The organism is Leptolyngbya sp. NIES-2104 (assembly GCF_001485215.1).
In the GTDB taxonomy this organism is placed as follows: Bacteria; Cyanobacteriota; Cyanobacteriia; order Leptolyngbyales; family Leptolyngbyaceae; genus Leptolyngbya.
Genome location: NZ_BBWW01000001.1, coordinates 353,526 through 377,569, shown reverse-complemented (window position 1 = coordinate 377,569; position 24,044 = coordinate 353,526). Strand labels below are relative to the sequence as shown.

Sequence of the window (24,044 nt, the reverse complement as noted above, 5' to 3'; positions counted from 1 at the left end):
AATCCTGGAAAAAGGGGAGTTATGGCGATTTCACGCGGCATAATTCCGGTTGGAGACAGATTCTACCGATTGAGCAGTGTCTTATCGGTAGAAATAATAGTTAGGTTCTCAGTCTTTGGTATTGACGTGAGCAAAGTTTTTGCTCGTGAAGTAATTAAGGGGTAAAGTGGAGACGCACAATTCTCCAAAGCTCGCATGGCTGTAAATCGTGATAAACCAGATCGTTGGAAAGCAGACGTAGCAGCGTCTGTGGATATGTATAATTCTTGGTTTATGAATTTTGCACCACAGGCATTTCGTGATACTCGTATTAAAGTCACGGAAGTTGTAGCCTCAACCTTGAAGGCAACCAATAATCTCAAAACATTGCAACCGGAGATTCTTCGGCAGAATCCAGGTATATTGCCGACTCTCAGGATGTGTACCTGCCCACCAATTGCTAGAGATCGGCTGATTGGACTAGCAAATGTAGCTGAAAACGTTGTCAAGCGTATGGAAGTCAAAGGAAAACTACCTGTTCGGTTGACAGATGCTCGGCTCAATGAAGAATTAGGAAAAATTACAGACATTGTGACAAGACTTGCTGATCGAGATATCTTTCCTTGGCTAAACACCAATCAAACACCTCTGGAGAGCGAAATTTATCGTGCAGCGACGATTGTTGCCGACCGGTTGTGTGGTTCGTCAGCAGATCCGATTGTTCGCAATGCTCAAGAGACAAGGCAGTTAAAGGAAATCGCAACATGGCTTGATGCACGTGAGTATCGCTTATTGCCTGCTGGTCAACGTGTAAAGTTCGATGAAATGCCTCCAGGAACCTATAGCTTTCGGCTAAACATCCTTGTCAATTCGGCGGAAGAAGGTGGAAAGACGGTTAATATCCCGATTGATGCAGTCATTATGCGTAAAACTGCCCAACCTGGCGACTACCCATTATTGGTAGAGGCGAAATCGGCAGGAGATTTTACAAATGTCAATAAGCGTAGAAAAGAAGAAGCCAAAAAGGTTCAGCAGCTAAATGCCACGTATGGCAATACAATTGAGTTTGTTCTATTTCTGTGTGGTTACTTTGACAGTGGAGACTTAGGCTATTTCGCCGCCGAAGGTATAGATTGGGTTTGGGAGCACCGTATCGATGATTTTGCAGGATTTGGATTGTAGGCAATTTTACAATGTTGGCTTAACAGAAGCTGAAAGAGTAGTTGAGCAAATTCAACTTGATGCTTCTAAAAATTCTGTAGAGCGTAACCGATTGGGACAATTTGCTACACCCAATTCGCTTGCAATTGAGATTCTTAAATACTCTAAGACTTTACTCCCGGCTAGTGAAGGAATTCACTTTTTAGATCCAGCGATTGGCACTGGTTCGTTCTATTCAGCATTGCTACGATTATTTCCTTCTGAACAAATTGAAAGCGCTGTTGGTTATGAAATTGACCAAGACTATGCCGAAGTAGCAATCAAGTTATGGGCGAAAACTCTTCTTAAGCTTCATATTGCAGATTTCACAGAAATCCCTCCACCCGAACATGAAGTTCTTAGATCTAACTTGTTGATTTGCAACCCACCCTATGTACGTCACCACCATTTATCAAAGGAGAAGAAGATTGCCCTGAAAAGACTAGGAATAAAAAACACGGGTGTTGAACTAAGTGGTTTGGCAGGTCTTTACTGTTATTTCCTGTTGGCAGCGCATAGCTGGATGGCACAAAATGGTCTAGCCTGCTGGATAATTCCTTCTGAATTTATGGACGTGAACTATGGAAAAAAGCTCAAGAAATACCTGCTAGAGCAAGTAACCCTATTGCGAGTGCATCAATTTGCTCCTGACGACTTGCAGTTTGGTGATGCTCTAGTTTCTACATCAGTGATTTGGTTTAGAAACACCAAACTGGATTGTAACTATTTGGTAGATTTTACTTATGGAGGAACTATCACTTACCCAATTTGCTCAAGCAAAATCTCGTCAAAAACGCTGAAAGAGCTATCAAAATGGAACTACACTTCAATTTCGCTACTTCAGAAGAATGATATTCAAGCTGAAACTAAGCTATATGATTTATTTGAAATTAAACGAGGAGTTGCCACTGGAGCAAACGACTTTTTTATCCTTACGCTTGAGCAGATCGACAATCTTCATATTCCGTTTGAATTTTTAACTCCCATCCTTCCTAGTCCTCGGTACTTGCTAGATGATGAAATACTTTCAGATGAGCAAGGCAACCCGAGGCTGGAACGCAAGCTTTTTTTGCTAACTTGCAGACAACCAATGGAATGGTTACAAGTTAAATATCCTTCAGTGTGGAGCTATCTTCAACAAGGCGAGAGGATTGGAATTTCAGATCGTTATTTATGTAGGCATCGCTCGCTTTGGTATTTGCAAGAAACTAGAGATCCTGCAATGATTTTATGTCCATATATGGGACGGCGTAAATCTAGAAACAATAAGCCCTTTCGATTTATCCTTAATCATTCCAAGGCAGTTGCACCTAATGTTTATCTGATGATGTATCCAAAACCGCAATTAAAAAACTTACTGTTAAATAACCCCGAACTGATAAAGCCTGTCTGGAACGCCTTGAATTCAATTCCTATCCAAAGCTTGATTCACGAAGGACGGGTTTACGGAGATGGGTTGCATAAATTGGAACCTAGAGAGTTAGCAAACGCACCAGCAGATTTTCTACTAAAAGCTTTAGAAGACTATAGCCACCGCACCTAACAACCCCGCTGCACCGGAACGAATTGAGGTTATCGGTAAAAAGCAAAGGTGCTCTGCGTCCGGTGAGCGGGAACGTTAGTCTACTCTCTCTGGAAGAGATCTTGCCATCCATTCTCCGATCGATTAATTTGGACCATATTTGATCACGGTTTCATCTGATTGTGGTAATTCAAACATTTTTGCCATTTCACTTACAATCTCTTGCCTAACTCCGCGCCTATCTTGAGTTTTATCATTCTCTTCAGTTCTGCTATGAATCTCTGAAACTGGAACATCGAGGTAAATGAGAATGGTTTCATAGTTGTATTTGATGCTGAAATCACGATAGCGATCGCGCAACCATCGAAAACAACTCGTGTCATCTAGCACGATGTCTTGTTGAGACAGCATCAAATTTTGCAATTGCTGTATCGCGATCGAATGCGTTTTCTCCCACTCCTCAACTGGAATACCATCTCCACCAAACAGTCCCCGAAATTCGTTAATGTCATCAAGACTGATGTATGGAGCGTGGAGATATTTTGCAATAGACTGAGCGAGAGTTGTCTTGCCAGAAAATGGCATTCCACACATTAAATAGAGCGTTTTCATTGAAATCGATCAAGAACAATAGTTACTTTCTTCGCTTTGCCGTCACAGTCGTCTTCACCACAGGAGCACGACTCACAAGCACCCAATCATCGGTAATGCCTAAAAACTGGATCTGTTTTTGGGGAAGCTTTTGTAAGGTTTCTCGATCGACCAACAAATGAGGATGAACATCTTCGCGCCAGTGTTTTAACAGCGTTTCAGGCGGAGTTGGAATGATCGATCGCTGACTATAGAAATTCAACGATGGACGGAAATAAGGATAAGACGTATAAATCGTTTGCCCTTTTGGGGTTGCTCGTTGAATCATGACTCCAACGGGTTTAGCTGGAAACGTTTCTTGCAGTTCCCACAGCCAGTGATTGGACATCATCAGAACGAGGAGGGTCAAATATGTTCCCCAAATCAGCACAACGATGAACTGAACATCCTGTCGCGCTATCAAAATCGCAGTGACAGTTAGGGTTAGCGCCAATGTCGAAAAAATAAGCTGTAGATCTGGCTGCTGTACTCCAACCGTATAGTAGATTGCGCCTGCCCAAGCCACGATCGATAACACCGCAAATACAGTGACCCAAATTCGCACTCGCTGAAGCGGTTTCGCATTGAGCGGAGGTTGCCAAAATCGCTGCAATTGCGCTCCAATCATCAATGCGAATGCAGGATAGAGCGGCATCGCATACCAAGGAAGTTTGGTCTGCATCAGCGAAATCACAATGAAATAGATGCCGCTCCAGACTAACGTGAGTTTTGCCCAGCCGAGATTTCGATTTTCCCAGGCGTTCCGAAGCGCGATCGGTAAAAACACCACCCAAGGAACGCCATGTTTGACAATTTCCCATACATAGTACGTAACAAAGCCCTGATTGTTCTCAACCGAATCTGAGACGCGCTTAAGAGACTGATCCCAAAAATGCCTTGTCAAAAACGTTTCACCATAGCGATGAATCTGCAAACCATTCCACACTGCAACAGGAACACACCCTAAACCGAACCCAATCCACAGATACAACGAAGTTAGCAATCGCGGCGTATCCCAAGCAATGAAGATCAGCCCGATCGCAGCCAGTAAAATTCCTAAAATTCCTTTGGTTAAACAAAGACAGCTAAAGCCAAGACCGACTCCCAAACCCCAGCGGAGATCTCTGCGCGATCGTAATAAACAGACAAGCATCACCAAGAAAAAACACAGCACTGCTCCATCAAGCATCGCTAAGCGTCCCTGACGCACCACAGGCAGCGAAGTCAGATACACCAATGCCGCAAACACAGCCGGACTGCGTTGAAAAAAGATTTCGCGCCCCACACCATAGAGTAGAGGAACTGAAGTGGCGGTAAGTAACGCTCCGGGGAGTCGAGCCGTCCACTCATTTACGCCTCCGATCTGATAGCACAGCGCAATCATCCAGTGAACAAGCGGCGGCTTATTTAGGTAAGGCGTACCGTTCATATCACGTGGGAACAGCCAAACGAACGAATGAAACGGAGCATCGGAAATTTCGCGGGCAATCTGAGCCACGATGCCTTCATCCCAATCGCGCAGGGGAAGACTTCCTAGATTGATCGTGAAAAGCACGATCGCAACTCCCCAAAGCCCGATCGTCCAGCCTGGGTCGATCCAATTGTGATATCGGGATGTCCCAGATTGATTTCCGGTTGAAATCTCGCGATCCATTTTGCTCCGATGCACTACACCGACTCATTGTGCATCAAAAGCAGTCGTTTGATGGACGGGATAGACAAGAAGCGCGATCGCATGCTGATTTCTTAAAGTTTTGCAAGCGTAATTTGGGTGATCAGCGATGCTGAAATTGATTTGTTGAGATGCCGTTAAATTACTTGTCTAGTCAGGCTTTGATCGCTCACAATGAGAATGAGAAATAAAAATTAATCTTACTGCTACCCTTCCCGCCGTGCCCTCCATTCTGCCACCCAAAGTTCTGCTGCCTGATTCCGCGTCTGCTCCTCAATCTCGCTTTTCTGGTCTATTTAGTCGCTTCCAACCGCACCCAGATACGATCGTTCTCATTTTGGCGGTCGTAATCGGGGGTGGAGCTGGTTTAGGCGTACTCACGTTTCGTTTTTTGATCGAATGGATTCACCGTCTCACGCTCGAAGATCTCATGGGAACGATCGGGCATTTTGGCGCGTGGACGTTGGCTTGTGTTCCGACTCTCGGCGGCGTATTAGTTGGACTGATTCGCTGGCTGACAAAAGAATTTAGTCCCGGCATTTCTAAGCTGATTGCCAATGTGCAGGCAGGTCAGGAAATGTCACCTACGCGCCCGATCGCGAAAACGATCGCGGCGGCGATTTCACTTGGAACGGGGGCTTCTTTGGGTCCTGAAGGTCCGAGTGTCGAGGTTGGAGCGAATTTTGGCTTGTTTGTGGGACAAATGCTGAAAGTGTCTCGCGATCGACAACGCTTGTTACTCGGTGCGGGAGCCGCTGCGGGATTGGCAGCCGGATTTAATGCGCCGATCGCGGGTGTGTTCTTTGCGCTGGAAGTGGTTTTAGGAACGACGTTTGAAACTTCAGCCGCAAGTATTGTGCTACTGTCTGCGGTCGTGTCGGCGCTGATTGCTCAGATCGGATTGGGTGGACAGCCTGCATTTGATTTGCCAGCGTATGAAGTGCGGAGTCCGTTAGAATTGCCGCTCTATTTGGGCTTAGGATTGTTTGCTTGTGTGGTGTCGATCGCGTATACGAATTCTCTTAAATGGTCGAGCGACTTCTTTAAAGGCAACATTCCTGGATCGAGTTGGGTTGCAAAAATTCCCCACGAAGTTCAGCCGATTATCGGGGGCTTGTGTGTTGGAGTGGTGGCGCTGAAATTGCCGCAAATTTTGGGTGTGGGATATGACACCGTAGAAGCAGTGCTGCGAGATGTAAAATTCTCGTTGGTGTTGCTGATCACATTACTGGTTGTCAAATTGGTGCTGACTGCAATTAGTTTGGGAAGCGGTTTAGTCGGTGGAATTTTTGCGCCTGCAATGTTTTTAGGAGCATCACTCGGAGCGGCTTACGGAAAAGTTCTCCCTTCGGTGTTTCCGATGTTTGCAGGGAGTATTGCGGCTCCTCCGGCTTATGCGATGGTGGGAATGGCGGCAGTCCTGGCAGCGAGTGTGAATGCTCCTTTGACTGCGATTTTGCTGCTGTTTGAAATGACACGCGATTATCGGATCGTGTTGCCGCTGATGGCTGCGGTGGGATTAAGTGTATGGCTGGTGAATTTGTTTAAGTCGAGTCCAGAACAGCCCTCAAACTTAGAGCAGATTGAAACCAAGCGCGATCCTGATCCGATTCAAACTTCGACGCTTCATCAGCAAGAAATTCTCAGAAATTTGTCTGTCAAAGAAGCGATGCAGCCTGGTTTCTTACAGATTTCTGATTCGATTCCCTTATTAGAGGCAGGATTGCAACTGATTCAGCATCACTCACACAGTGCATTAGTGGTGAACGACGATCGACAATTTATCGGAATCATCACGCTTCAAGACATCAATCGAGCGATCGCACGATGGGAAACAGAGCCGAATCATACGGATCACGGATTGAATCAACGCACGATCGCGGAAGTGTGTACAACTGATATTTTGTACGCTTATCAGGATGAGCCGTTGACGGATGCCCTTGATCGAATGGCAACTCGTGGATTGCATCAGTTACCTGTCATCGATCGCGACAATCCCAATCACATTTTGGGCTTGTTAGAGCAAGAAGGGATTACCCTAGCGGCGAATCTTGCTTTAACGCGAGTGCGATTGATGCCTTATCTGCATACAGAAAAGGCAAATCCGACCGAAACCGAACTTGCCTCACACATTGGTGCATTAAACTAACAGGAACAAGCAGGAATAATTATCTATTTCTGCTTGTCCAAATTCCTGTAAACATCATCAGCATTCCACCTAGAAAAATCGCGATCGCGAGACCAGCCGGAACCGCAGTAGACCAATCAATATTTTCCATTTCACTAAGCCGAGATCTCTTCTCGATCGAGTTGTTTCAAATGGATATGTTTACGACCTAGAGAAATTTCAAATTCGTCCCCAGGTTTCAACTCCATTTGTTTAGTATACGCTGCCCCAATGAGAAGATTTCCGTTCGATTGCACACTGATTCGGTAACTGGCGCTACGTCCGCCCCGTCCATTTGTGCCTTGTTTTCCGTCTAGCTCAATTCCTTCTGCATCAATGAGTGCATTGAGGAATTTCATCATATTCACACGCTCTACACCGTTTTTTGTCACCGTGTAATAGCCGCACTCTTTAGCCTTTTCTTCTTTATTGAGATGATCGAGTTCCTTCACCTTTTTCAGCAAGGTTTCACCCACCAATGGCTCAATCTTTTTCTTTTTAGTCATCAACCCGAAGTCAAATGATGTGGACAGCAATTGCAGTTTGGAACACTTACAGAAGGCGCTAAATCAAGCGAATTCAGCTTCCTGCCAGTCGCCCCATACATATTACACTGGCATTGCAGATTTTTGACACGGAAATGTAGCGCGATCGTGCCTCGTTTCTGACTGATTCGATTCAGTTGTTTAAATTGATAAAAAAAGAAGCAGATCCTCTGCATCGAGCGATAGGAACGATCTGGATGGCATCATCTAGATCGACACCTAATAGATCAAAAACCTTATATCCGCTCTAGCAGCAACCTGCTCTTACCATTCATTCACCTGTGATAATTAAGTTATCAATGGGACTTGTCAACGCTGTGTGTTCCTCGTGAAGTTCAAATGACAAGTTCGGGGCATCGAATTAAGCAAATTTGAAACTAAAATGCCGTTCCATCGTCATAAGTGGTGATTACATTAGGATTATCTATCTTTATTCATCTTCTCATCTTGCGTCTGGTGGCAACGCATCATTCATGGAGAGTACACATCAATGACGACATCTCGAAATCCTTGGAAACAGTCTGCAATTTATTTCATGCTGCCTCTGGTCGGAGCAGGTACAGCACTTGCGGGAAACCGTTTACTCTCTGAGAATCCGATTACGCCGCCTGCGATCGCACAAACGACCAATCGCACAGGTACGATCGCTGATCCGAACTTTATCGCGGCAGCGGTCGATCGAGTGGGTCCTGCGGTTGTGCGGATTAATGCTTCTCGGACGGTGCAATCACGAGTGCCTGAAATTTTTAATGATCCATTCTTCCGGCAGTTCTTTGGCGCGGATGTGCCTACGGCTCCGCAGCGTCGGGTTGAACGGGGAACGGGATCGGGCTTTATTATTAGTGCCGATGGTTTGATCTTGACGAATGCTCATGTGGTCAGTGGTGCAGATACCGTGAGCGTCACGATGAAAGATGGACGGGAGTTACGCGGTCGAGTGGTGGGACAAGATCCGCTCACTGATGTCGCGGTGATTCGGGTGCAGGGAAATAATCTACCGACTGTAGCGCTAGGAAATTCGGACACGTTGAAGCCGGGAGAATGGGCGATCGCGATTGGTAACCCGCTCGGATTGGATAATACGGTGACAGCGGGAATTATTAGCGCGACGGGTCGATCGAGTTCTGAAGTTCGAGTGCCCGATAAGCGGGTGAGCTTCATTCAAACCGATGCGGCAATTAACCCCGGAAACTCTGGCGGTCCGTTGCTCAATCAGCGTGGTGAAGTGATCGGGATGAATACGGCGATCATTGGGGGAGCGCAAGGATTAGGATTTGCGGTTCCGATCAATACGGCTCAGCGGATTTCGCAGCAGTTGATTTCTAAAGGTCGTGTGGATCATCCGTATTTGGGGATTCAGATGCGGGGATTGTCCGCAGAGTTGCGCGATCAGATTAACAGCGATCGACAACTCGGTTTCCGGGTGCAGGATGATCAGGGTGTGGTGATTTTCCGTGTGTTGCCGAATTCTCCTGCGGCGAGAAGTGGCTTACGGGCGGGTGATGTGATCAAGAAAGTGAATGGTCAAACCGTGACGAAGGCGGATCAGGTTCAACAAGCGGTGGAGCAGGCTTCGGTCGGCGGAAATCTTCAGCTTGAGGTGAATCGGAATGGACGACCGACCACGATTAGTGTTCAACCGGGAGCGTTCCCGACTCAGACCGCTCAGGGTAGTAACGAGTAGTTGTTGTTAGCAATTGAGTACGATCGAACTCCGGATGTGTCATTCGGAGTTTTTTGATTTAAGGTGAATTCGATGAGTTCCTCGCTTCGATTCAGTCCCGCCCCGGAATAGAATTCGGGGCTAATCAAACAAAGTCCACTAAAGGGGACTAAAGAGCAAGCAGCACAAGGCTTGCAGTCCTAAAGGGACTTCGCACAATTAGCCCCGAATTCTATTCCGGGGCGGGTGAGCAATGTATCGAAGGGATTCATCGAATTCACGTGAATTCAAGGAGGCAAATATGGCTGAGATTCTCGACATCATTGAGTTAGGGCATCCGATTCTAAGAGAAAAGGCGCGATCAATTGAACACATCCAAGACGATCGCATTCAAACCTTAATCGATAACTTACTGGCAACCGTCAAAAAAGCGAACGGGGTCGGAATTGCTGCGCCTCAAGTGGCGGAATCGCTGCAATTAATGATCGTGGCATCGCGTCCGAATCTTCGTTATCCGAACGCTCCAATGATGGAACCGATGCCGATTATCAATCCGCGAATTTTGTCACATTCAGATGAAACGGTGAAAGGCTGGGAAGGGTGCCTCAGCATTCCGGGAATTCGGGGAAACGTGCCAAGATATCAAGCGATCGAACTGGAGTTTTTCGATCGCTTTGGTAAACCTCAAAAAATGGAAGTGACCGATTTCGTAGCACGAATTTTTCAGCACGAATGCGATCACTTGAATGGTGTTGTGTTTGTCGATCGAGTCGAAAGCACTCGCGATCTCATCACCGAAAAAGAATACCAGAAGATCATCCTAACGAAAGAATAGATACCGGAATCCAATCACGAAGAGAAACATACCATAGAGTTTTTTCATCGTTTCTCCACTAATAAACGGCTGATTGGCAAACAAAGCACCGAAGAGATTACCAATCACAAGCCCGATCGCGATCACGATCGCATATTTCCAATTAAGATTTCCGCTTCGCTGATACACGATCGCTGCCAGAATCCCGATCGGTAAAATTTGTGCTGCAACGGATGTTCCCGTAGCAAACTTCTGCTCCATTCCCAACAGTAGAACCATTGCCGGAACCATAATCGCGCCGCCACCGATGCCAAACATTCCGCCTGCCACACCTGCAACTAACCCGATTACCAAAAGCTGAATCAATACCTCTGACATAATCTAAATCCTATGTAACCTTCTCCGAATAGTACAGGTTACGAATCAGGTTGTGTTGTCTGGATTGATGGGATCGCACACTGTATCATCCTGTGTTCATTCACATCACGCTCCATGAAACGGCAGCTTCTTCCAATCCTGGCATTCACCTTTGTTTGCAGCTTGGCAAATTCCGCTCATGCTTTACCCGGTGAATCCGTCCAAACCGTTAAAAACAAAATCGCAAATCATTCAGCTTTTTCACCGCTTAAACGAGGAATTGGAGAACTGAGCGGATTGCCCTTTTACAATGCTCAAGCAAAGTTACCGAACGGTGAGTTAGTCTTTTCGATGAATCCCGATCGACAAGGTCAAAGATCGATAGAAGAAACGATCGCATTTGGAGCCACAAAGCCATTTGCTGGATTCACAAGACAAAATGTGAGATTGATTCAGCAGACGTTTGGGAGTGCAACTTCGGAGGATTTTGTGCGATCGCAATATGTTGCACGAGTGAATTTTGCCGAGTATGAAAAACGGTTTTATCGCGGGACAACATTTGCTTTTGTGACAACTGAATTTAAGCAACCCCATCAAGGACGCAAGTATTATCACTTTACGATTTTGCCGCTGAAGGACTTGAATGAAGCGATTCAAGCCGATCAACGATGTCGCCAAAGTGAATATCTTTGTGCTGATTGATGGCAAATCGCTTTGATGCGGATGAGCAATGCAGCGAGAAGACTTCAAAATACACCCCAGTCTCGTACTGCCATTTAGATAGTAAATGCTTGTCCGTTCATCCCTAATTCGTCAGAGGTAGAGCTTACCTCTTGTGATAGAGCTATTGCCCCGAAACAATCATTAGCCTGAGTGTCATAACATGCCATTACTCTAGGACGGCACAAGCTTATGACCTCTGCACAACAGCGACCAGTCCAAACCACAGATTTTGAACAATCGATCACGGTGAACGCTCAAGCCGATCGCATTTTTGAATTTCTCTCAGATGTCAGCAATGTTCCTCAGTATCTTCCAACCGTGACACATGCAGAACCGCAATCTGAAGGACGCATTCGCACCCAAGGACATGCAGGTGAACACGAATATGATGCCGATGGGCATTTCAATGTCGATCGCCAACATCAAAAGATTGAATGGGGTTCTGATGGTGAAAATGAATACGGGGGATGGTTAAAAGTGAATGGAAAAGGTGATCAATCCGAAGTCACAGTTCACATTCACTACGCGCCACCTCAAGAAATCAAACAACGTATGGAAGAGCAATCGCCTCAACACAGCTTTGAATCTGCGATGAATGAAGGAATTGGTAAAACTTTGGAATCAATCAAGCGCATCTGTGAGGGAACAGGCGGAAAACAAGAAATTTCGCCGAACCAATAGCAATTTACGATCGCATTCGCGTTTCTTTAGCCCGCTTTTGTGGGCTTTTTTATTTAGATTTATTGACAAGATTTAGAAGTGTTGCAGTTTCTATCAAATCTCACGCTTACTCGTATTTTTTGAAATGATTGCGTGAATCTATCTATAGAGGGATGGAGACGTGCAATTCAACTTTTAATGACTTTGCATCTTGAAGCCGTAACCGGATCGCCGCCGCCGTTCTCTGCAACACTTGTCCCAACGTTCCCAAGGGTTTCTGGTTATGTCCACGGCTTCGATGTCTCAGCTTGATTACGGTACGACTGATGCAACTGCATGGAACATTCTCGAAACAGAATTTGACCCAGCAAAGCTTCACGCTCAGGAAACCGTCTTTACGATCGGTAATGGTTATCTCTGTACTAGAGGCAGCTTTGAAGAAGGTTTTCCAGGTGATCAGTCCGCTACATTGATTCATGGAATCTTCGATGATGCGCCGATCGTTTCAACCGAACTCGTCAATTGTCCGAATTGGTTGCCTTTGATCATTCAATTAGACGATGAAGCGTTTCGACTGGATCACGGTGAGATTCTGAAATACGATCGCATCCTCAATCTCAAACTCGGTTTATTAACGCGATCAATTCGCTGGCGCAGTCCCAACGGTCATACTTTAGAGTTTCGATTTGAGCGGTTTTGTAGTTTTGCCGATCAGCATTTGATGGCAATTCGGTGTCATATTACCTCGATCGACTTTACCGGAAAAATCGCGATCGAGTCCGGTTTCGAGCCGCATCCGACCACAGTGAGCATTCCGCATTGGATGACGCTCAAATCTGGAGGATTAAAGAATTTAATCTGGCTTTCAACAGAAACATTGCATTCTGGATTAGAGCTAGGGTTAGCGGCGAAACTCACGGTCACGAAAGACAATGAAACGCTTGATGTTGAAAGCAATACGACAACCTTAACCGCTTCAACGCAAATCAATCCAGGTCAAATCATTACCGCTGAAAAGATCATTTCGATCTACACCTCACGCGACACAGAATTTCCGCTCACGGTTGCACTTCGACGATTGGCAAAAGCACCCAGTTACACAACGTTATTCGCCGCTCATATTACCGCGTGGGGAATGGCTTGGCAGAATACAGATATTACGATCGAAGGCGACCCCAAAGCTCAAATCAGCATCCGATACAATCTTTTTCAGTTAATGATCGCGGCTCCACGAAGAGACGATCGGGTCAGCATTCCTGCTAAAACGCTCTCTGGATTTGCTTATCGCGGTCATGTATTCTGGGACACGGAGATTTTCATCGTGCCGTTCTTTGCATTGACGCAACCTGCGATCGCAAAAAATCTTCTAACTTACCGCTATCACACCTTACCGGGAGCACGTCGCAAAGCGAAAGATTTAGGGTACGAAGGCGCTTTGTATTCGTGGGAAAGTGCGGCGACTGGCGATGAAGTTACCCCTCGCTGGGTTCCCGGTGCAAACGGTGAACTGATTCGGATTTGGTGCGGTGATATCGAGTATCACATTGCTGCTGATGTGGCTTATGGCGTGTGGCAATACTGGCGAATCACGGGTGACGATGAATGGATGCGGGACTATGGCGCAGAAATTTTACTCGAAACTGCAAAATTTTGGGCAAGCCGAGTCGAGCGGAACGGAGAACGCTACGAGATCAACGATGTGATTGGTCCTGATGAGAATCATGAGCATGTCAATAACAACGCATTCACAAATGCGATGGCGCAATGGAATCTCAGTTCTGCGATTATGCTGTGGGATTGGTTAGCTCGATCGTATCCTTCAACTGCGATTCGATTACAGCGGGAATTGGATCTCAACGCCGATCGCTTTTCTGATTGGACAGCGATCGCTCAAAATCTCACGATTTCTCCTGATGCCGAAACGAATCTGATCGAACAATGTGATGGATTCTTTGATTTGATCGATGTGGATTTGGCAGACTATGAACCGCGATCGCGTTCGATGCAGTCCCTTCTCGGAATCGAACCGACCAATCAGCGGCAAATTCTCAAGCAGCCGGATGTATTGATGCTGCTTTACTTACTGCGGCAACAATTCGATCATAAAGTGCTGCAAGCCAACTGGGACTATTACACGCCAAGAACCGATCACGTTTACGGTTCGTCTCTTGGTCCTGCGGTTCATGCGATTTTGGCTTGCGATCTCGATAAAGTCGATGAAGCGTATGAACACTTTATGCGATCGGCATTAGTCGATTTAGAAGACGTGCGCGGCAATGCTGCTGAAGGAATTCATGCGGCTTCAGCGGGTGGAGTGTGGCAAGCGATCGTGTTTGGATTTGCCGGAGTTCGGATGACTGAATTTGGCTTAATTGCTTGTCCGAATTTGCCTACACACTGGACACGATTAAAGTTCCGTCTGTGCTGGCAAAATCAATGGGTTGAGTTTGATTTGAGTCAAAATGGTGCGGTTTGTGAGACGATCGAACACTCGATTCAAACAGAATTTGCACCGTTATGAAGTCTCAATGGGATTGTTTGCTAGAGAACTTGGGCGCGTGGGAAGGCTCATTTACAAGACTTTCGCCCTCTGGGGAAATCTTAGAAGATGTGCCTTCGATCGTGTCTTTTACCGGACTTAATGACAATCAAACGATGCGTCAAATTGTCCGGTTAGCTCCACCAAACCAACCCGTCGGCGAGAAAGTTCTAGAGTACAGTTCTCTCGGTCGAAACACTCTATTGTTCGACAACGGCGCATTCTCTCAGGGATCGATTCAGTTTGCGCCGTTCTCGGAGTTTGGGGCAGAGTTGGGATTAATCAATGGCGATCGACGACTCCGATTAGTTCAACTCTTTGACAAACAAGGTAAGCTCACCGGACTCACTTTGATTCGCGAAAAGCTATCCGGTTCAGAAACGTCCGAACGCCCGCCGCTTCAAGTTGACGATTTGATCGGAGAATGGCGAGGGGAAGCAACGACGATTTATCCAGATTGGCGATCGCCGGATTCGTACACAACGGTTTTGAAGATTCGACGAGACGGCGATCGTTTATATCAGGAACTCAACTTTGGTCGAGCGATTACAACGATCGCCCGAATTGAGCGATCGAGCTTGAAATTTGATAGTGGCATTCAAATTCTACTGTTACCGGATGGAGCTTCTTCAAACTGTCCGATCGAGATTCAACTGCGTCAGCCGTTTGTTCTAGAAGTCGGCTGGCTGCTACAGCCCGATCTGCGACAGCGATTAATTCGGAGCTACAGCGATAAAGGCGAGTGGATCAGTCTTACTTTAGTCACAGAGCGGAAAGTAAGCGCCTCCTAAATTCCTTGAGGGCGATTTTGATCTGTGTGATCTAAGCGATCGCGGTTTGGGTAAATCACTTGCAGGTTCATTGCACGATTGCAGAATTGCCCTCAGTACTACGGCTAAAAAATTTACTTCCAGAATGGCGTAAACTATCGCTAGAATCGTAGAAAATTTCGTGAGACGGTTGCCCCATGTCTGACTCTCTGGACGTAGCGATCGACATTTCCCCAGCTGGCTTAGGTCTTGAACCGAACGAATTAGAAGAGTACGCGCTTCGATTAAGCCAAGAAATGAGCGACTTAACTGAAACGGCTGAATTAGTTCGATCGATGGAGACTCCTGAACAATCAAAATCGGGACTCGCAGGATTTGATCTCGGCATAATCAAAGCAGAAGTCAATTTACAGAATCTCAAGAAGTTGCTGGACTGGTTAGGCAGCTTGTTTTATGGCAAGACTTTGGAACTGCAATACGAAGAAAATGAAAATGGCACAAAGATATCGTTCAAGTATCAGAGCGATAAGCAGCTAGAACAGCAAATTCAAGCGATCGAGCGGATCAAAAATTTGCAGGTGAAAGTGGTAAAGGCAGAGAACTAATGGAGAGGAAAGTTGCATTATTAATCGGCACGGAGCAGTATGGAGACGGATTTAAGCCTTTACCTGCGGCTCCAAAGGATGTAGCAGCCTGGGAGGAGGTGTTGCTAAATCCAGAAATGGGCGGATTTGATAAGGTGGAAACCTTGATCGATCAGAATCATTCTGAGATGTTGCAAAAGATCGAGGCTTGGTTTCGATCGCATACAAAAGATGATTTGGCGCTACTGTTCATTTCGGGGCATGGGATCAAAGCGAAAGATTTCAAACTCTATTTTGCGGCAAGTGATTCTCGAATTGAGAAAAATGAGTTGAGGCTATCGACAGCGGTTGCGGCGGAGTTTGTGCGCGATCGCATTCGAGAGAGTAAATCAAAGCGACAGATCGTAATTCTCGATTGCTGTTTCAGTGGGGCATTTGGGGATCTGTTGGCGAAAGACGATGGCTCAGTGAATTTAGAGACGATTTTAGGGGCAGAAGGTCGGGTAGTGCTGACTTCTTCCACTTCGACTCAATCTTCATTTGAGCAACGAGATGGGGATCTCTCGATTTACACGCACTATCTGATTGAGGGAATTCGCACGGGCGCAGCAGATTTAGACAATGATGGCGAGGTCACAGTTGGCGAGTTGCATGATTTCGCTAGTCGCAAGGTGCAAGAAGAATCGCCTGCAATGAATCCGCAAATCATTGTGCTGAAGAAGGAAGGCTATCTGCTTCCGATCTCAAAGGTAATCTCCAGCCCAACCTTGACATATCGCAAAGTAGTCGAAGCGATCTTAGAGAGTGAGGGCGAAATCGATGAATTAATCGATCGTTCTTTTCTAGATGAACGGCGGAAGGAGTTGGCGATCGATCTTGAAACGGCACAAGCGATCGAGTTTGAAGTGCTAGAACCGATTCGGCAGCGCAACGCCAAGATTGCGAAGTATCGAGAGGTCTTTTCTCAAGCGGTGTCGCGGCGATATCTATTGAGTCAAATTGACAGAAAGAAATTGCAGCGACTTCAAATAGTGTTGCGCTTGCGAGATGAGGATATTTCTGAGATTGAATCACCGATCGTTGAAGCGCTGGGAACCGCGATCGCTGTTCCTACTATCAAGGATGAGAACCCGCCGAGTCTTGCAGAAAATTCATTCTCATCTCTTCCAGTGCAGCAACTTTCCGAAGATGACTTGCAATCTGAGAAGGGGATGGACTACGCACCGCTACGAGAGATGCTGAAAGGGGAAAAATGGGAAGAAGCAGACCGCGAATCGGGTTATGTATGCCGTGATGGGGCGACAGGTAGAAGATTATCTAGGTTTCGAGGATGCTCAGAACTTCCCTTGTGCTGATTTGAGAACGATTGATCAACTTTGGGTGAAGTATAGCGATGGCAGATTTGGCTTCAGTGTGCAGAAACAGATTTATGTCGAAACGGGAAATCTATTGAATGGAGAGTACCAGGAGAAGAGCTTTCTGCGATTTTGCGAATGGGTGGGTTGGGACGTCAGCCCAACAGGTTATAATACTAATGTATTGTTTAAAAATTCCTCTTTAAATGGACACTTCCCTTTTAGGGGTTGGGCAGTAAGGCGTTTCAATTTTGTAGAGATGGATAGCAACAGAAATATGTTTATTTGTGGTGTTCTCTCACGCCTGTGGTGGCGAGAACTGCGAGAACTCTCTTCTCTCGCACAGAGGCTTATGAAGTATGACACGAGCCAGTCCTAGCCTTCTATTTCCTTTTTGACAGCACTACTTTCTACGACATGAAGTTAGGAAGGTTGAGACAGACGATTGAAAACAGACTCTATCTTCTACAGAATCTTTCAAACAACACCCAACACTTTCTTTGAGTTGATTGGCGAATCTGACCCGCGCATCAGTACCTATGCGTTTGGTTCTCAGGAGATCAAGGAGACTAGTTTCAGACTCGATGGCATCTTCTTACCACCACTCCGATTAACCGGATTCCCGATTTACTTCGTCGAAGCGCAAGCCTACCCAGACAGAAAAGGCGAAAACTTCTATGCCCGCTTTTTCGGTGAAATTCATCTGTACCTGAAAGACTATCAACCTGTAAACCCTTGGAAGGCTGTCGTCATCTTCACTGAGAAACGCTTCGATCCTGGAATCCCACATCATTACTCAGAATATGAAAACAACCCCAGACTGCAACGAATCTATTTGAACAAGTTGCCGCCAGAGGTAGGCGATCGCTCATTAGGGCTAGGAATGTTACAACTGCTCGGAATGAGTCAGAACCAGGCTCCAGCAAAAGGACGATCGCTAATTGCACGAACTCGCCAAGAACTTACAGATGTGACAAATCAGCGAAATTTCATAGAATTGATCGAGACGATATTCGTGTACAAATTTCCAAAACTAAACTTTCAAGAGGTAGGCGAAATGCTGGGACTTGGTGATCTAAAACAAACCCGTGCATATCAGGAAGCTGAACAGGCTGGAGAAGAGAAAACGTTAACCAAAATGGTTCCGAAACTCCTGAAGAGAGGGTTAACCGTTGAACAAATTGCTGAAGATCTTGAAGTTTCAGTAGAAACAATTCAACGGTTTGTTCCACAAAAATAGATGGGGTGAAGTGTGATGACCAATCAAACTGATTATTTGAAAGAATTAGCACAGCGAGGCAACCGAGAAAGATACGAAGCAGTCCTAGCAAAAGTGCCTGATGTCGAACCAGAAGTATACGATCAACTCCCCACCCCTTAATCAACCCTTTTGGACTCGCTTTATGACACTCACCGTTAAAGATTTAGAAGCCCTCCAAACGCAGTGTCCAGACTATCGAATGGAGCTAGTGAATGGAGAAATTATCGTTATGAGTCCGTCAGGCTACGAATCGGATGAAGTGGCGACTGAGGTTGCAGCTCAACTGAGAAATTGGGTTAGACCTCGAAGATTAGGGCGCGTGACTGGCTCATCTGCTGGTTTCATTCTGCCGAATTCCGACACTCGCGCACCTGATGTTTCATTCGTTCAAGCAGAGCGGTTACGTCGAAGTCCTCGTAGCTTTGCTGAAGTTACTCCTGATTTAGCAGTAGAAGTTAAATCGCCGACCGATAGCATTACCAAGCTGAGAAACAAAATTGATCAATTTCTCGAACTTGGAACCAGAGTTGGAATTTTGATCAATCCAGAAAAAGAATGGGTCGAAATCCGTCGTAGTGGGCAAGATGCAATCGTGCTTCACAACGGCGACACAATCACCGTTCCCGATCTCTTACCTGGCTGGGAAGTCAAAGTCGAGGATCTCTGGTCGCCGCAGTTCGATTAAACGATCGAACAATCCCGCTCCAATGCCTGCCGCAGTAAATCCTTATAGTTCCGATTGTTAACGATGTAAGCCCCGAACCGCTCCAAATGCGGGTTCATCATCTGAGCATCAAACAGAACGAAATTGCGCGATCGCAGATGTTCCACCAGTTTTACCATCGCCACTTTCGATCCATCCGGAATCCGAAAAAACATCGATTCCCCGATAAATGCTCCTCGCAACGCCAGCCCCAGAATCCCACCTGCAAGCTGATCGCCCTGCCATGCTTCAAAACTGTGCGCCCATCCTGCTTGATGCAGCATCCAATAAATCTCTTTCAAATCATTTGAAATCCAAGTCGTATCACGATCGGCGCATCCTTCCACCACTTCCATAAAAGCTTTATCGATCGCGACCGTGAATCGATTCTGATTTAGGACTCGTCGTAGTGATTTTGGATAGCGAAAGCGATCGTCTAGAGGAATTAACGTCCGTTCGCGACTCGTATACCAGGCTAAATCTTTACCTGACTCATCCGACATTAAAAAATAGCCTTGTGCATAGCCTTCAAGGATCGAAGACACATCAATTTGCATAACGTAGCTCCGAGGGCGTTGTAACAGGGATACTGAAACGATATAGTTTGAATAACCTTGTCAGTTGGGGGAAAAGCAATGGTTGAACCCATCCCACCGATTACGTTACCGCCCTCCAAGCATCCGGAGCAAGAAGCGGTTTGGCTTGAGCAAAAATTACAGCGGTGGCTTGATGAAGAGTTTCTTCCAGAACCCGCCAACCAAAAGATCGCAGAACGCGCCGCCCAAATCTTTAAACGTCATCGGATGGAAGATGAAAATGATTTGGGATCGCTAGTGATCGCGATTATTGCAGAAATGCAAGCGTTTGACTTTTCGGACAGCTTCTATGGAGAATTTGCGATAGCGAATGCCGTAAGCGATCTTCTGATGGATAGCTTGGGCATTGATCGCTGTTGTGGTCAATAGAATTTTAGATTTTGGATTTTAGATTTTAGATTGGCATATTTGAAATCTAAAATCTAAAATCGCCAATCTAAAATTTACCAGCTCGATTTAACGACACCCGGCAGTAATCCTGCGTGTGCCATTTCACGGATGCAGTGGCGTGACAGTCCAAAGTCACGATACACGCCTCTTGGACGACCCGTCGCCCAACAGCGATTCCGTACCCGCACTTTTGCACTGTTGCGGGGAAGCTGTTGAATCTGACGGTGAATTTCCAGCTTTTCAGCTTGAGAAGTAGCAGCGGCAAACTGTTCTTTGAGAGCGGTACGCTTTTCGGCGTACTTCTCAACCATCCGTTCGCGCTTTTTCTCACGCTCAACCATGCTCTTTTTAGCCATGAACGATTTTTGAACCTTTGATAAAAGACACTATTTTTGATTCTACTCAAAAACTGCGGCTTTCGATGCGATTCCTTTAGGCTTTCTTGACGGGTGGGTCTGCAAGATGGGCAGAGGGGCAAAGATCCGCGAGAACGCATCGATCGCACTGTGGACTCCGAGCATTGCACACTGCGCGACCATGATAGACCAATCGAATCGACCAGTTTTCCCAGTCTGGTTGCGGTAAGAGTTTCATCAGATCCCGTTCGATTTTCACAGGCTCGGTATTTTTGGTTAAGCCTAATCGGTAGGTTAATCGCTTCACGTGCGTATCGACAGTGACACCGAGATTGACTCCGAAAGCGTGAGCGGAAACGACATTCGCGGTTTTGCGGGCGACTCCGGGGAGACTGGTGAGATCTTCCATCGATCGAGGAACTTCGCCGCCGTATTTTTCCATGATCAGTTGACAGGCAGCCTGGATATTTTTGGCTTTGTTGCGGTAGAAACCGGTCGATCGCACTAAGTTTTCAAGCTCAGAAACGTCAGCGCCTGCCAGTGCTGCCGCATCAGGAAAGCGGCGAAACAAGGCAGGCGTTACGGTATTGACTCGTTCATCGGTGCATTGAGCCGCGAGGATCGTTGCCACCATTAACTGAACCGGAGTTTCATAATCCAACGTGCAGGGCGCTTCAGGATAAAGCTTTTTTAGCCGCACCAGAATTTCTAAGGCTCGTTGTTTTTTTGCAGAAAGTCGTCGAGTAGTAGTCACTGAGGAATGAGATTCACCGTATCACGGATGATCAGAAAAACGCCTAATCCCAGTAATAGCATTAATCCGGTCTGCATTACGCCGTCTTGGATCTTGGACGGAACAGGCTTTCCACGCAGACCTTCAACTAAGAGAAAAGCAAGCTGTCCACCGTCGAGCGCGGGAAGTGGCAGAATGTTGATCACCGCTAAGTTGATACTGATTAATGCAGTGAAATTAAACAAGCTGGCGAAATCGTTTTGAGCGATTTTTGCGCCTGTAGCCACGATCGCGACAGGTCCCGCGACTTGATTTGCTGTGTTGCTGAAGTTGCTGATCAATTGACCAAAGCCCTGAACCGTCAGCACGACAATCCGCTGAAATTCATTCGCCGCCATCGTGAAAACGCCGATCGGGTTACTCGGATGCTTGTAGTACACGATCTTGCCATTCGGCTGCACTTTGAAATGCGGTTGTAATTTAACGCCGATCTTTCCTCTGCCGTTGTCATCTTTCGGGGTGAGATTCACGGTGACGGGCTGACCTTTGCGCTCGATCGACAAGTTCAAAGGTATCCCCGGACTGGTTTCGATCGTTTGTCGCAAAGTATTCATCGCCGCTTCGGATGCGCCTAATGGCTTTCCGTTAATTGCGACAACCAGATCGCCGTTTTGGATTCCTGCTTGAGCCGCGACATCTTGCGCGATCGCTTCGGGGACAATTACGCCCGGATTGTAGTCGATCGTAGGTAGTCCGACGACTGCCATCTGCCCGACGAGAATAAAGTAGGCGAAGATTAAGTTTGAGATTACCCCTGCGCTGATGACGATCGCTCGATCGAGCACTGGGCGATTTTTCAACAAATTCGGGTCATCTGGCGGGATCGTGCTTTCTGGATCATCATCAGGAAATCCGACGAAGCCACCGAGCGGTAAAGCTCTCAGTGCATACTCGGTTTGCTCACCCTGATATTTAAACAAAATCGGACCAAACCCGATCGAGAATCGATTCGCATAAATGCCCTGAAGCCTCGCTGCTAGGAAATGCCCCAATTCATGCACGAAGATCAGAACTGCCAAAAGAAGAATAACCGCCAGAACAGACATAAGCAGTAATGTTTAAGCCACGATGAAAATGTTCTTTTATTCTAGAGGGTTGAAACCCTCGTTACGATTCTTCATGGCGGAAATCGGTTAAAAGGAGTAGGAGAAAAGTTGCTATTTTGGTTCGTAGAGAATGATGCGATTGCCGTCGGGATCGTAGGCGTAAGCTTCTCGCCCGTGTGAAACCGATCGAATCTCTCCGATGTGCGCTTCGGGTTCGAGATGGGCGATCGCGTTGTCTAAATTCTCAATTTGCACACACAAACTCATCGCTGGAAACAAGGTGATCGGCGCTTTTTCTGGCGATTCTTCCATTGTCGGGTGATAGATTCCGAGTCGAATTCCGGTCGTTTCAAACTCGGCATATTTTCCAGGGGCGAAACGCTGCGGTTCTTGTTGAAATAAATGGCGATAGAAGGCGACAGAACGATCGAACTCAACGGCTGCGATCGTCGTCCAAGCTTTGGCGATCTTCATAAAAATACCCTTAGAGACATAAGCCATTCTGAGGCAAAACGTTAGAGTGAGTGAGAAACAGAATTGAGGAATCTGCGATGACCGCTACACTCTCTGCGCCTCAGTCCGTCACATCTTGGTTAGGCGATGAAGGCGAAGACCTGCTAACCCATAAAGCGAAAGTTTCCAAGGATTTGCTGCATTTACCGGGACCGGATTTTCTCGATCGTATTTTCCTTCAAAGCGATCGTTCTCCTCAAGTGCTCCGGAGTCTTCAGCAACTCTATTCATTCGGACGATTGGCAAATACCGGATACATTTCGATTTTGCCTGTGGATCAAGGGATTGAACATTCAGCGGGCGCGTCGTTTGCTCCGAATCCGATTTATTTTGATAGCGAGAACATTATCAAATTAGCGATCGAGGGGGGCTGTAATGCTGTCGCGACGACGCTTGGCGTTTTAGGCAGTGTGTCGCGCAAATATGCTCACAAAATTCCGTTTATCGTCAAGCTCAATCACAATGAACTCCTGACATTCCCGAATCAATACGATCAAGTGATGTTTGCTTCAGTAGAACAGGCTTGGAATCTTGGAGCCGTTGCAGTGGGCGCGACGATCTATTTTGGCTCTGAGAATTCGACTCGCCAAATTCAGGAAGTCAGTCAAGCGTTTGCGCTCGCGCATGAATACGGAATGGCAACGATTCTCTGGTGCTATCTGCGAAATAATGCCTTTAAGCAAGACAAAGACTATCATTTGGCAGCAGATCTGACCGGACAAGCGAATCACTTAGGAGTGACGATCGAAGCCGATATCATCAAGCAAAAACTACCTGAAATCAACAACGGATACGGTGCAGTTGCGAAAGCTACCGGACAAAGTTACGGAAAAACTGATCCGAAGGTTTACAGCGATCTAACCACGGATCACCCGATCGATCTCACCCGCTACCAAGTTCTGAATTGCTATGCGGGACGAGCAGGATTGATCAATTCTGGTGGCGCATCGGGTAAGAATGATTTTGCCGAAGCGATTCGGACTGCTGTTGTCAACAAACGAGCAGGTGGAACCGGATTGATTTCGGGACGTAAGACCTTTCAACGCCCGTTTGATGAAGGCGTGAAACTGTTCCATGCGATTCAGGATGTTTATTTATCACCAGAGATTACGATCGCATAAAAGATACGTTAAATCTTAGGATTTAATTTTCGGGGATCACGATAGAATCAAAATCCTGATCCGGGCACGATTCGTGATTCCCGAC

General features: G+C 46.5%; 26 protein-coding genes. 17 read left to right on the top strand and 9 right to left on the bottom strand.

The genetic code is table 11. The features are described from left to right. Window positions 1–195 precede the first annotated feature (195 nt). Together NIES2104_RS01840 and NIES2104_RS01835 are read left to right on the top strand one after the other, a co-directional pair. Complete coding sequence (locus tag NIES2104_RS01840; protein WP_058995210.1) at window positions 196–1,161, top strand: XamI family restriction endonuclease; 966 nt, start codon at window positions 196–198, stop codon at window positions 1,159–1,161. After that, window positions 1,136–2,722, top strand: a complete 1,587-nt coding sequence (locus tag NIES2104_RS01835) for an Eco57I restriction-modification methylase domain-containing protein (RefSeq protein ID WP_058995208.1) — start codon at window positions 1,136–1,138, stop codon at window positions 2,720–2,722. Before NIES2104_RS01840 ends, NIES2104_RS01835 begins: the two co-directional genes overlap by 26 nt. Window positions 2,723–2,845: 123 nt before the next feature. On the opposite strand, the gene NIES2104_RS01830 is transcribed toward NIES2104_RS01835, so the two are convergent. Then, entirely contained in the window at window positions 2,846–3,313 is a 468-nt protein-coding gene (locus NIES2104_RS01830; protein WP_058995207.1) for an ATP-binding protein, read from the bottom strand. A 22-nt stretch (window positions 3,314–3,335) separates the two neighbouring features. Beyond that, window positions 3,336–4,985, bottom strand: a complete 1,650-nt coding sequence (locus NIES2104_RS01825) for a glycosyltransferase family 39 protein (protein ID WP_058995204.1) — start codon at window positions 4,983–4,985, stop codon at window positions 3,336–3,338. A gap of 238 nt (window positions 4,986–5,223) precedes the next feature. Between NIES2104_RS01825 and NIES2104_RS01820 the strand changes: the two genes are divergently transcribed. Continuing rightward, entirely contained in the window at window positions 5,224–7,152 is a 1,929-nt protein-coding gene (locus tag NIES2104_RS01820; protein WP_058995202.1) for a chloride channel protein, read from the top strand. 134 nt (window positions 7,153–7,286) lie between these two features. Here NIES2104_RS01820 and NIES2104_RS01815 read toward each other — a convergent pair whose 3' ends face one another. Then, window positions 7,287–7,676 (bottom strand): AbrB family transcriptional regulator, encoded by a 390-nt coding sequence (locus NIES2104_RS01815; protein WP_058995200.1) that lies wholly within the window; start codon window positions 7,674–7,676, stop codon window positions 7,287–7,289. Window positions 7,677–8,205: 529 nt separating this feature from the next. Between NIES2104_RS01815 and NIES2104_RS01810 the strand changes: the two genes are divergently transcribed. Both NIES2104_RS01810 and def read left to right on the top strand, forming a co-directional pair. Next, on the top strand, window positions 8,206–9,399 hold the full coding sequence (locus tag NIES2104_RS01810; RefSeq protein WP_058995198.1) for an HhoA/HhoB/HtrA family serine endopeptidase: 1,194 nt from the start codon (window positions 8,206–8,208) through the stop codon (window positions 9,397–9,399). Between the two features lie 280 nt (window positions 9,400–9,679). Then, the gene (gene def, locus NIES2104_RS01805) at window positions 9,680–10,213 is read left to right on the top strand and encodes a peptide deformylase (RefSeq protein WP_058995196.1); all 534 of its coding nucleotides are present in this window, start codon (window positions 9,680–9,682) and stop codon (window positions 10,211–10,213) included. Here def and NIES2104_RS01800 read toward each other — a convergent pair. Further along, window positions 10,199–10,570: a sulfite exporter TauE/SafE family protein gene (locus tag NIES2104_RS01800; protein WP_058995194.1), complete on the bottom strand. Its 372-nt coding sequence runs from the start codon at window positions 10,568–10,570 to the stop codon at window positions 10,199–10,201. The two genes, def and NIES2104_RS01800, sit on opposite strands and share 15 nt — an antisense overlap. A 114-nt stretch (window positions 10,571–10,684) precedes the next feature. On the opposite strand from NIES2104_RS01800, the gene NIES2104_RS01795 reads away from it, so the two are divergent. From NIES2104_RS01795 to NIES2104_RS01755, 10 genes are all read left to right on the top strand, one after another. After that, entirely contained in the window at window positions 10,685–11,251 is a 567-nt protein-coding gene (locus tag NIES2104_RS01795; RefSeq protein ID WP_058995193.1) for a hypothetical protein, read from the top strand. A 210-nt stretch (window positions 11,252–11,461) separates the two neighbouring features. Then, window positions 11,462–11,953 (top strand): SRPBCC family protein, encoded by a 492-nt coding sequence (locus NIES2104_RS01790; protein WP_058995191.1) that lies wholly within the window; start codon window positions 11,462–11,464, stop codon window positions 11,951–11,953. Between the two features lie 262 nt (window positions 11,954–12,215). After that, window positions 12,216–14,453 carry a glycoside hydrolase family 65 protein gene (locus NIES2104_RS01785; RefSeq protein ID WP_058995188.1) on the top strand — a complete coding sequence of 746 codons (2,238 nt, stop codon included), beginning with the start codon at window positions 12,216–12,218 and terminating at the stop codon, window positions 14,451–14,453. Then, window positions 14,450–15,262: a DUF3598 family protein gene (locus NIES2104_RS01780; RefSeq protein WP_058995186.1), complete on the top strand. Its 813-nt coding sequence runs from the start codon at window positions 14,450–14,452 to the stop codon at window positions 15,260–15,262. Before NIES2104_RS01785 ends, NIES2104_RS01780 begins: the two co-directional genes overlap by 4 nt. Before the next feature lie 176 nt (window positions 15,263–15,438). Further along, window positions 15,439–15,846: a hypothetical protein gene (locus tag NIES2104_RS01775; RefSeq protein ID WP_058995183.1), complete on the top strand. Its 408-nt coding sequence runs from the start codon at window positions 15,439–15,441 to the stop codon at window positions 15,844–15,846. Next, entirely contained in the window at window positions 15,846–17,180 is a 1,335-nt protein-coding gene (locus tag NIES2104_RS32605) for a caspase family protein (protein WP_058995181.1), read from the top strand. The genes NIES2104_RS01775 and NIES2104_RS32605 overlap by 1 nt, the downstream gene beginning before the upstream one ends. After that, the gene (locus NIES2104_RS33745) at window positions 17,107–17,559 is read left to right on the top strand and encodes a GUN4 domain-containing protein (RefSeq protein WP_072218010.1); all 453 of its coding nucleotides are present in this window, start codon (window positions 17,107–17,109) and stop codon (window positions 17,557–17,559) included. The genes NIES2104_RS32605 and NIES2104_RS33745 overlap by 74 nt, the downstream gene beginning before the upstream one ends. Window positions 17,560–17,625: 66 nt before the next feature. Continuing rightward, on the top strand, window positions 17,626–18,420 hold the full coding sequence (locus NIES2104_RS01760; RefSeq protein WP_058995178.1) for an Rpn family recombination-promoting nuclease/putative transposase: 795 nt from the start codon (window positions 17,626–17,628) through the stop codon (window positions 18,418–18,420). 15 nt (window positions 18,421–18,435) lie between these two features. Then, entirely contained in the window at window positions 18,436–18,561 is a 126-nt protein-coding gene (locus tag NIES2104_RS33245; RefSeq protein ID WP_263970884.1) for a hypothetical protein, read from the top strand. 22 nt (window positions 18,562–18,583) lie between these two features. Next, window positions 18,584–19,126 (top strand): Uma2 family endonuclease, encoded by a 543-nt coding sequence (locus NIES2104_RS01755; RefSeq protein ID WP_058995176.1) that lies wholly within the window; start codon window positions 18,584–18,586, stop codon window positions 19,124–19,126. Here the strand turns inward: NIES2104_RS01755 and aat are convergent. After that, window positions 19,123–19,701, bottom strand: coding sequence for a leucyl/phenylalanyl-tRNA--protein transferase (aat, locus tag NIES2104_RS01750; RefSeq protein ID WP_058995175.1), 579 nt, complete (start codon window positions 19,699–19,701; stop codon window positions 19,123–19,125). The two genes, NIES2104_RS01755 and aat, sit on opposite strands and share 4 nt — an antisense overlap. A gap of 78 nt (window positions 19,702–19,779) precedes the next feature. Between aat and NIES2104_RS01745 the strand changes: the two genes are divergently transcribed. Continuing rightward, the gene (locus NIES2104_RS01745; protein WP_058995172.1) at window positions 19,780–20,109 is read left to right on the top strand and encodes a hypothetical protein; all 330 of its coding nucleotides are present in this window, start codon (window positions 19,780–19,782) and stop codon (window positions 20,107–20,109) included. 74 nt (window positions 20,110–20,183) lie between these two features. On the opposite strand, the gene rpsN is transcribed toward NIES2104_RS01745, so the two are convergent. From rpsN to NIES2104_RS01725, 4 genes are all read right to left on the bottom strand, one after another. Continuing rightward, window positions 20,184–20,486: a 30S ribosomal protein S14 gene (gene rpsN / locus NIES2104_RS01740; RefSeq protein WP_058995171.1), complete on the bottom strand. Its 303-nt coding sequence runs from the start codon at window positions 20,484–20,486 to the stop codon at window positions 20,184–20,186. A 76-nt stretch (window positions 20,487–20,562) separates the two neighbouring features. Then, a complete protein-coding gene (gene nth, locus NIES2104_RS01735; RefSeq protein ID WP_058995169.1) occupies window positions 20,563–21,240 on the bottom strand; it encodes an endonuclease III in 678 nt (225 codons plus the stop codon). After that, window positions 21,237–22,325, bottom strand: a complete 1,089-nt coding sequence (gene rseP, locus NIES2104_RS01730) for an RIP metalloprotease RseP (RefSeq protein ID WP_058995167.1) — start codon at window positions 22,323–22,325, stop codon at window positions 21,237–21,239. Before rseP ends, nth begins: the two co-directional genes overlap by 4 nt. Window positions 22,326–22,436: 111 nt before the next feature. Beyond that, window positions 22,437–22,799 (bottom strand): VOC family protein, encoded by a 363-nt coding sequence (locus tag NIES2104_RS01725; RefSeq protein WP_058995166.1) that lies wholly within the window; start codon window positions 22,797–22,799, stop codon window positions 22,437–22,439. Window positions 22,800–22,876: 77 nt separating this feature from the next. On the opposite strand from NIES2104_RS01725, the gene NIES2104_RS01720 reads away from it, so the two are divergent. After that, a complete protein-coding gene (locus NIES2104_RS01720; protein ID WP_058995164.1) occupies window positions 22,877–23,959 on the top strand; it encodes a class I fructose-bisphosphate aldolase in 1,083 nt (360 codons plus the stop codon). The last annotated feature ends 85 nt before the right edge of the window (window positions 23,960–24,044 follow it).

Coding starts and splice junctions, on each gene's coding strand:
- NIES2104_RS01800 (WP_058995194.1), bottom strand. CDS start 10,570: ATGTCAGAGGTATTGATTCAGCTTTTGGTAATCGGGTTAGTTGCAGGT.
- NIES2104_RS33745 (WP_072218010.1), top strand. CDS start 17,107: ATGTATGCCGTGATGGGGCGACAGGTAGAAGATTATCTAGGTTTCGAG.
- NIES2104_RS33245 (WP_263970884.1), top strand. CDS start 18,436: ATGACCAATCAAACTGATTATTTGAAAGAATTAGCACAGCGAGGCAAC.
- NIES2104_RS01785 (WP_058995188.1), top strand. CDS start 12,216: ATGTCCACGGCTTCGATGTCTCAGCTTGATTACGGTACGACTGATGCA.
- NIES2104_RS01725 (WP_058995166.1), bottom strand. CDS start 22,799: ATGAAGATCGCCAAAGCTTGGACGACGATCGCAGCCGTTGAGTTCGAT.
- NIES2104_RS01755 (WP_058995176.1), top strand. CDS start 18,584: ATGACACTCACCGTTAAAGATTTAGAAGCCCTCCAAACGCAGTGTCCA.
- rseP (WP_058995167.1), bottom strand. CDS start 22,325: ATGTCTGTTCTGGCGGTTATTCTTCTTTTGGCAGTTCTGATCTTCGTG.
- NIES2104_RS01835 (WP_058995208.1), top strand. CDS start 1,136: ATGATTTTGCAGGATTTGGATTGTAGGCAATTTTACAATGTTGGCTTA.
- def (WP_058995196.1), top strand. CDS start 9,680: ATGGCTGAGATTCTCGACATCATTGAGTTAGGGCATCCGATTCTAAGA.
- NIES2104_RS01830 (WP_058995207.1), bottom strand. CDS start 3,313: ATGAAAACGCTCTATTTAATGTGTGGAATGCCATTTTCTGGCAAGACA.
- NIES2104_RS01780 (WP_058995186.1), top strand. CDS start 14,450: ATGAAGTCTCAATGGGATTGTTTGCTAGAGAACTTGGGCGCGTGGGAA.
- NIES2104_RS01810 (WP_058995198.1), top strand. CDS start 8,206: ATGACGACATCTCGAAATCCTTGGAAACAGTCTGCAATTTATTTCATG.
- NIES2104_RS01775 (WP_058995183.1), top strand. CDS start 15,439: ATGTCTGACTCTCTGGACGTAGCGATCGACATTTCCCCAGCTGGCTTA.
- NIES2104_RS01790 (WP_058995191.1), top strand. CDS start 11,462: ATGACCTCTGCACAACAGCGACCAGTCCAAACCACAGATTTTGAACAA.
- NIES2104_RS01795 (WP_058995193.1), top strand. CDS start 10,685: ATGAAACGGCAGCTTCTTCCAATCCTGGCATTCACCTTTGTTTGCAGC.
- rpsN (WP_058995171.1), bottom strand. CDS start 20,486: ATGGCTAAAAAGAGCATGGTTGAGCGTGAGAAAAAGCGCGAACGGATG.
- NIES2104_RS01840 (WP_058995210.1), top strand. CDS start 196: ATGGCTGTAAATCGTGATAAACCAGATCGTTGGAAAGCAGACGTAGCA.
- NIES2104_RS01815 (WP_058995200.1), bottom strand. CDS start 7,676: ATGACTAAAAAGAAAAAGATTGAGCCATTGGTGGGTGAAACCTTGCTG.
- NIES2104_RS01720 (WP_058995164.1), top strand. CDS start 22,877: ATGACCGCTACACTCTCTGCGCCTCAGTCCGTCACATCTTGGTTAGGC.
- NIES2104_RS32605 (WP_058995181.1), top strand. CDS start 15,846: ATGGAGAGGAAAGTTGCATTATTAATCGGCACGGAGCAGTATGGAGAC.
- NIES2104_RS01825 (WP_058995204.1), bottom strand. CDS start 4,985: ATGGATCGCGAGATTTCAACCGGAAATCAATCTGGGACATCCCGATAT.
- aat (WP_058995175.1), bottom strand. CDS start 19,701: ATGCAAATTGATGTGTCTTCGATCCTTGAAGGCTATGCACAAGGCTAT.
- NIES2104_RS01745 (WP_058995172.1), top strand. CDS start 19,780: ATGGTTGAACCCATCCCACCGATTACGTTACCGCCCTCCAAGCATCCG.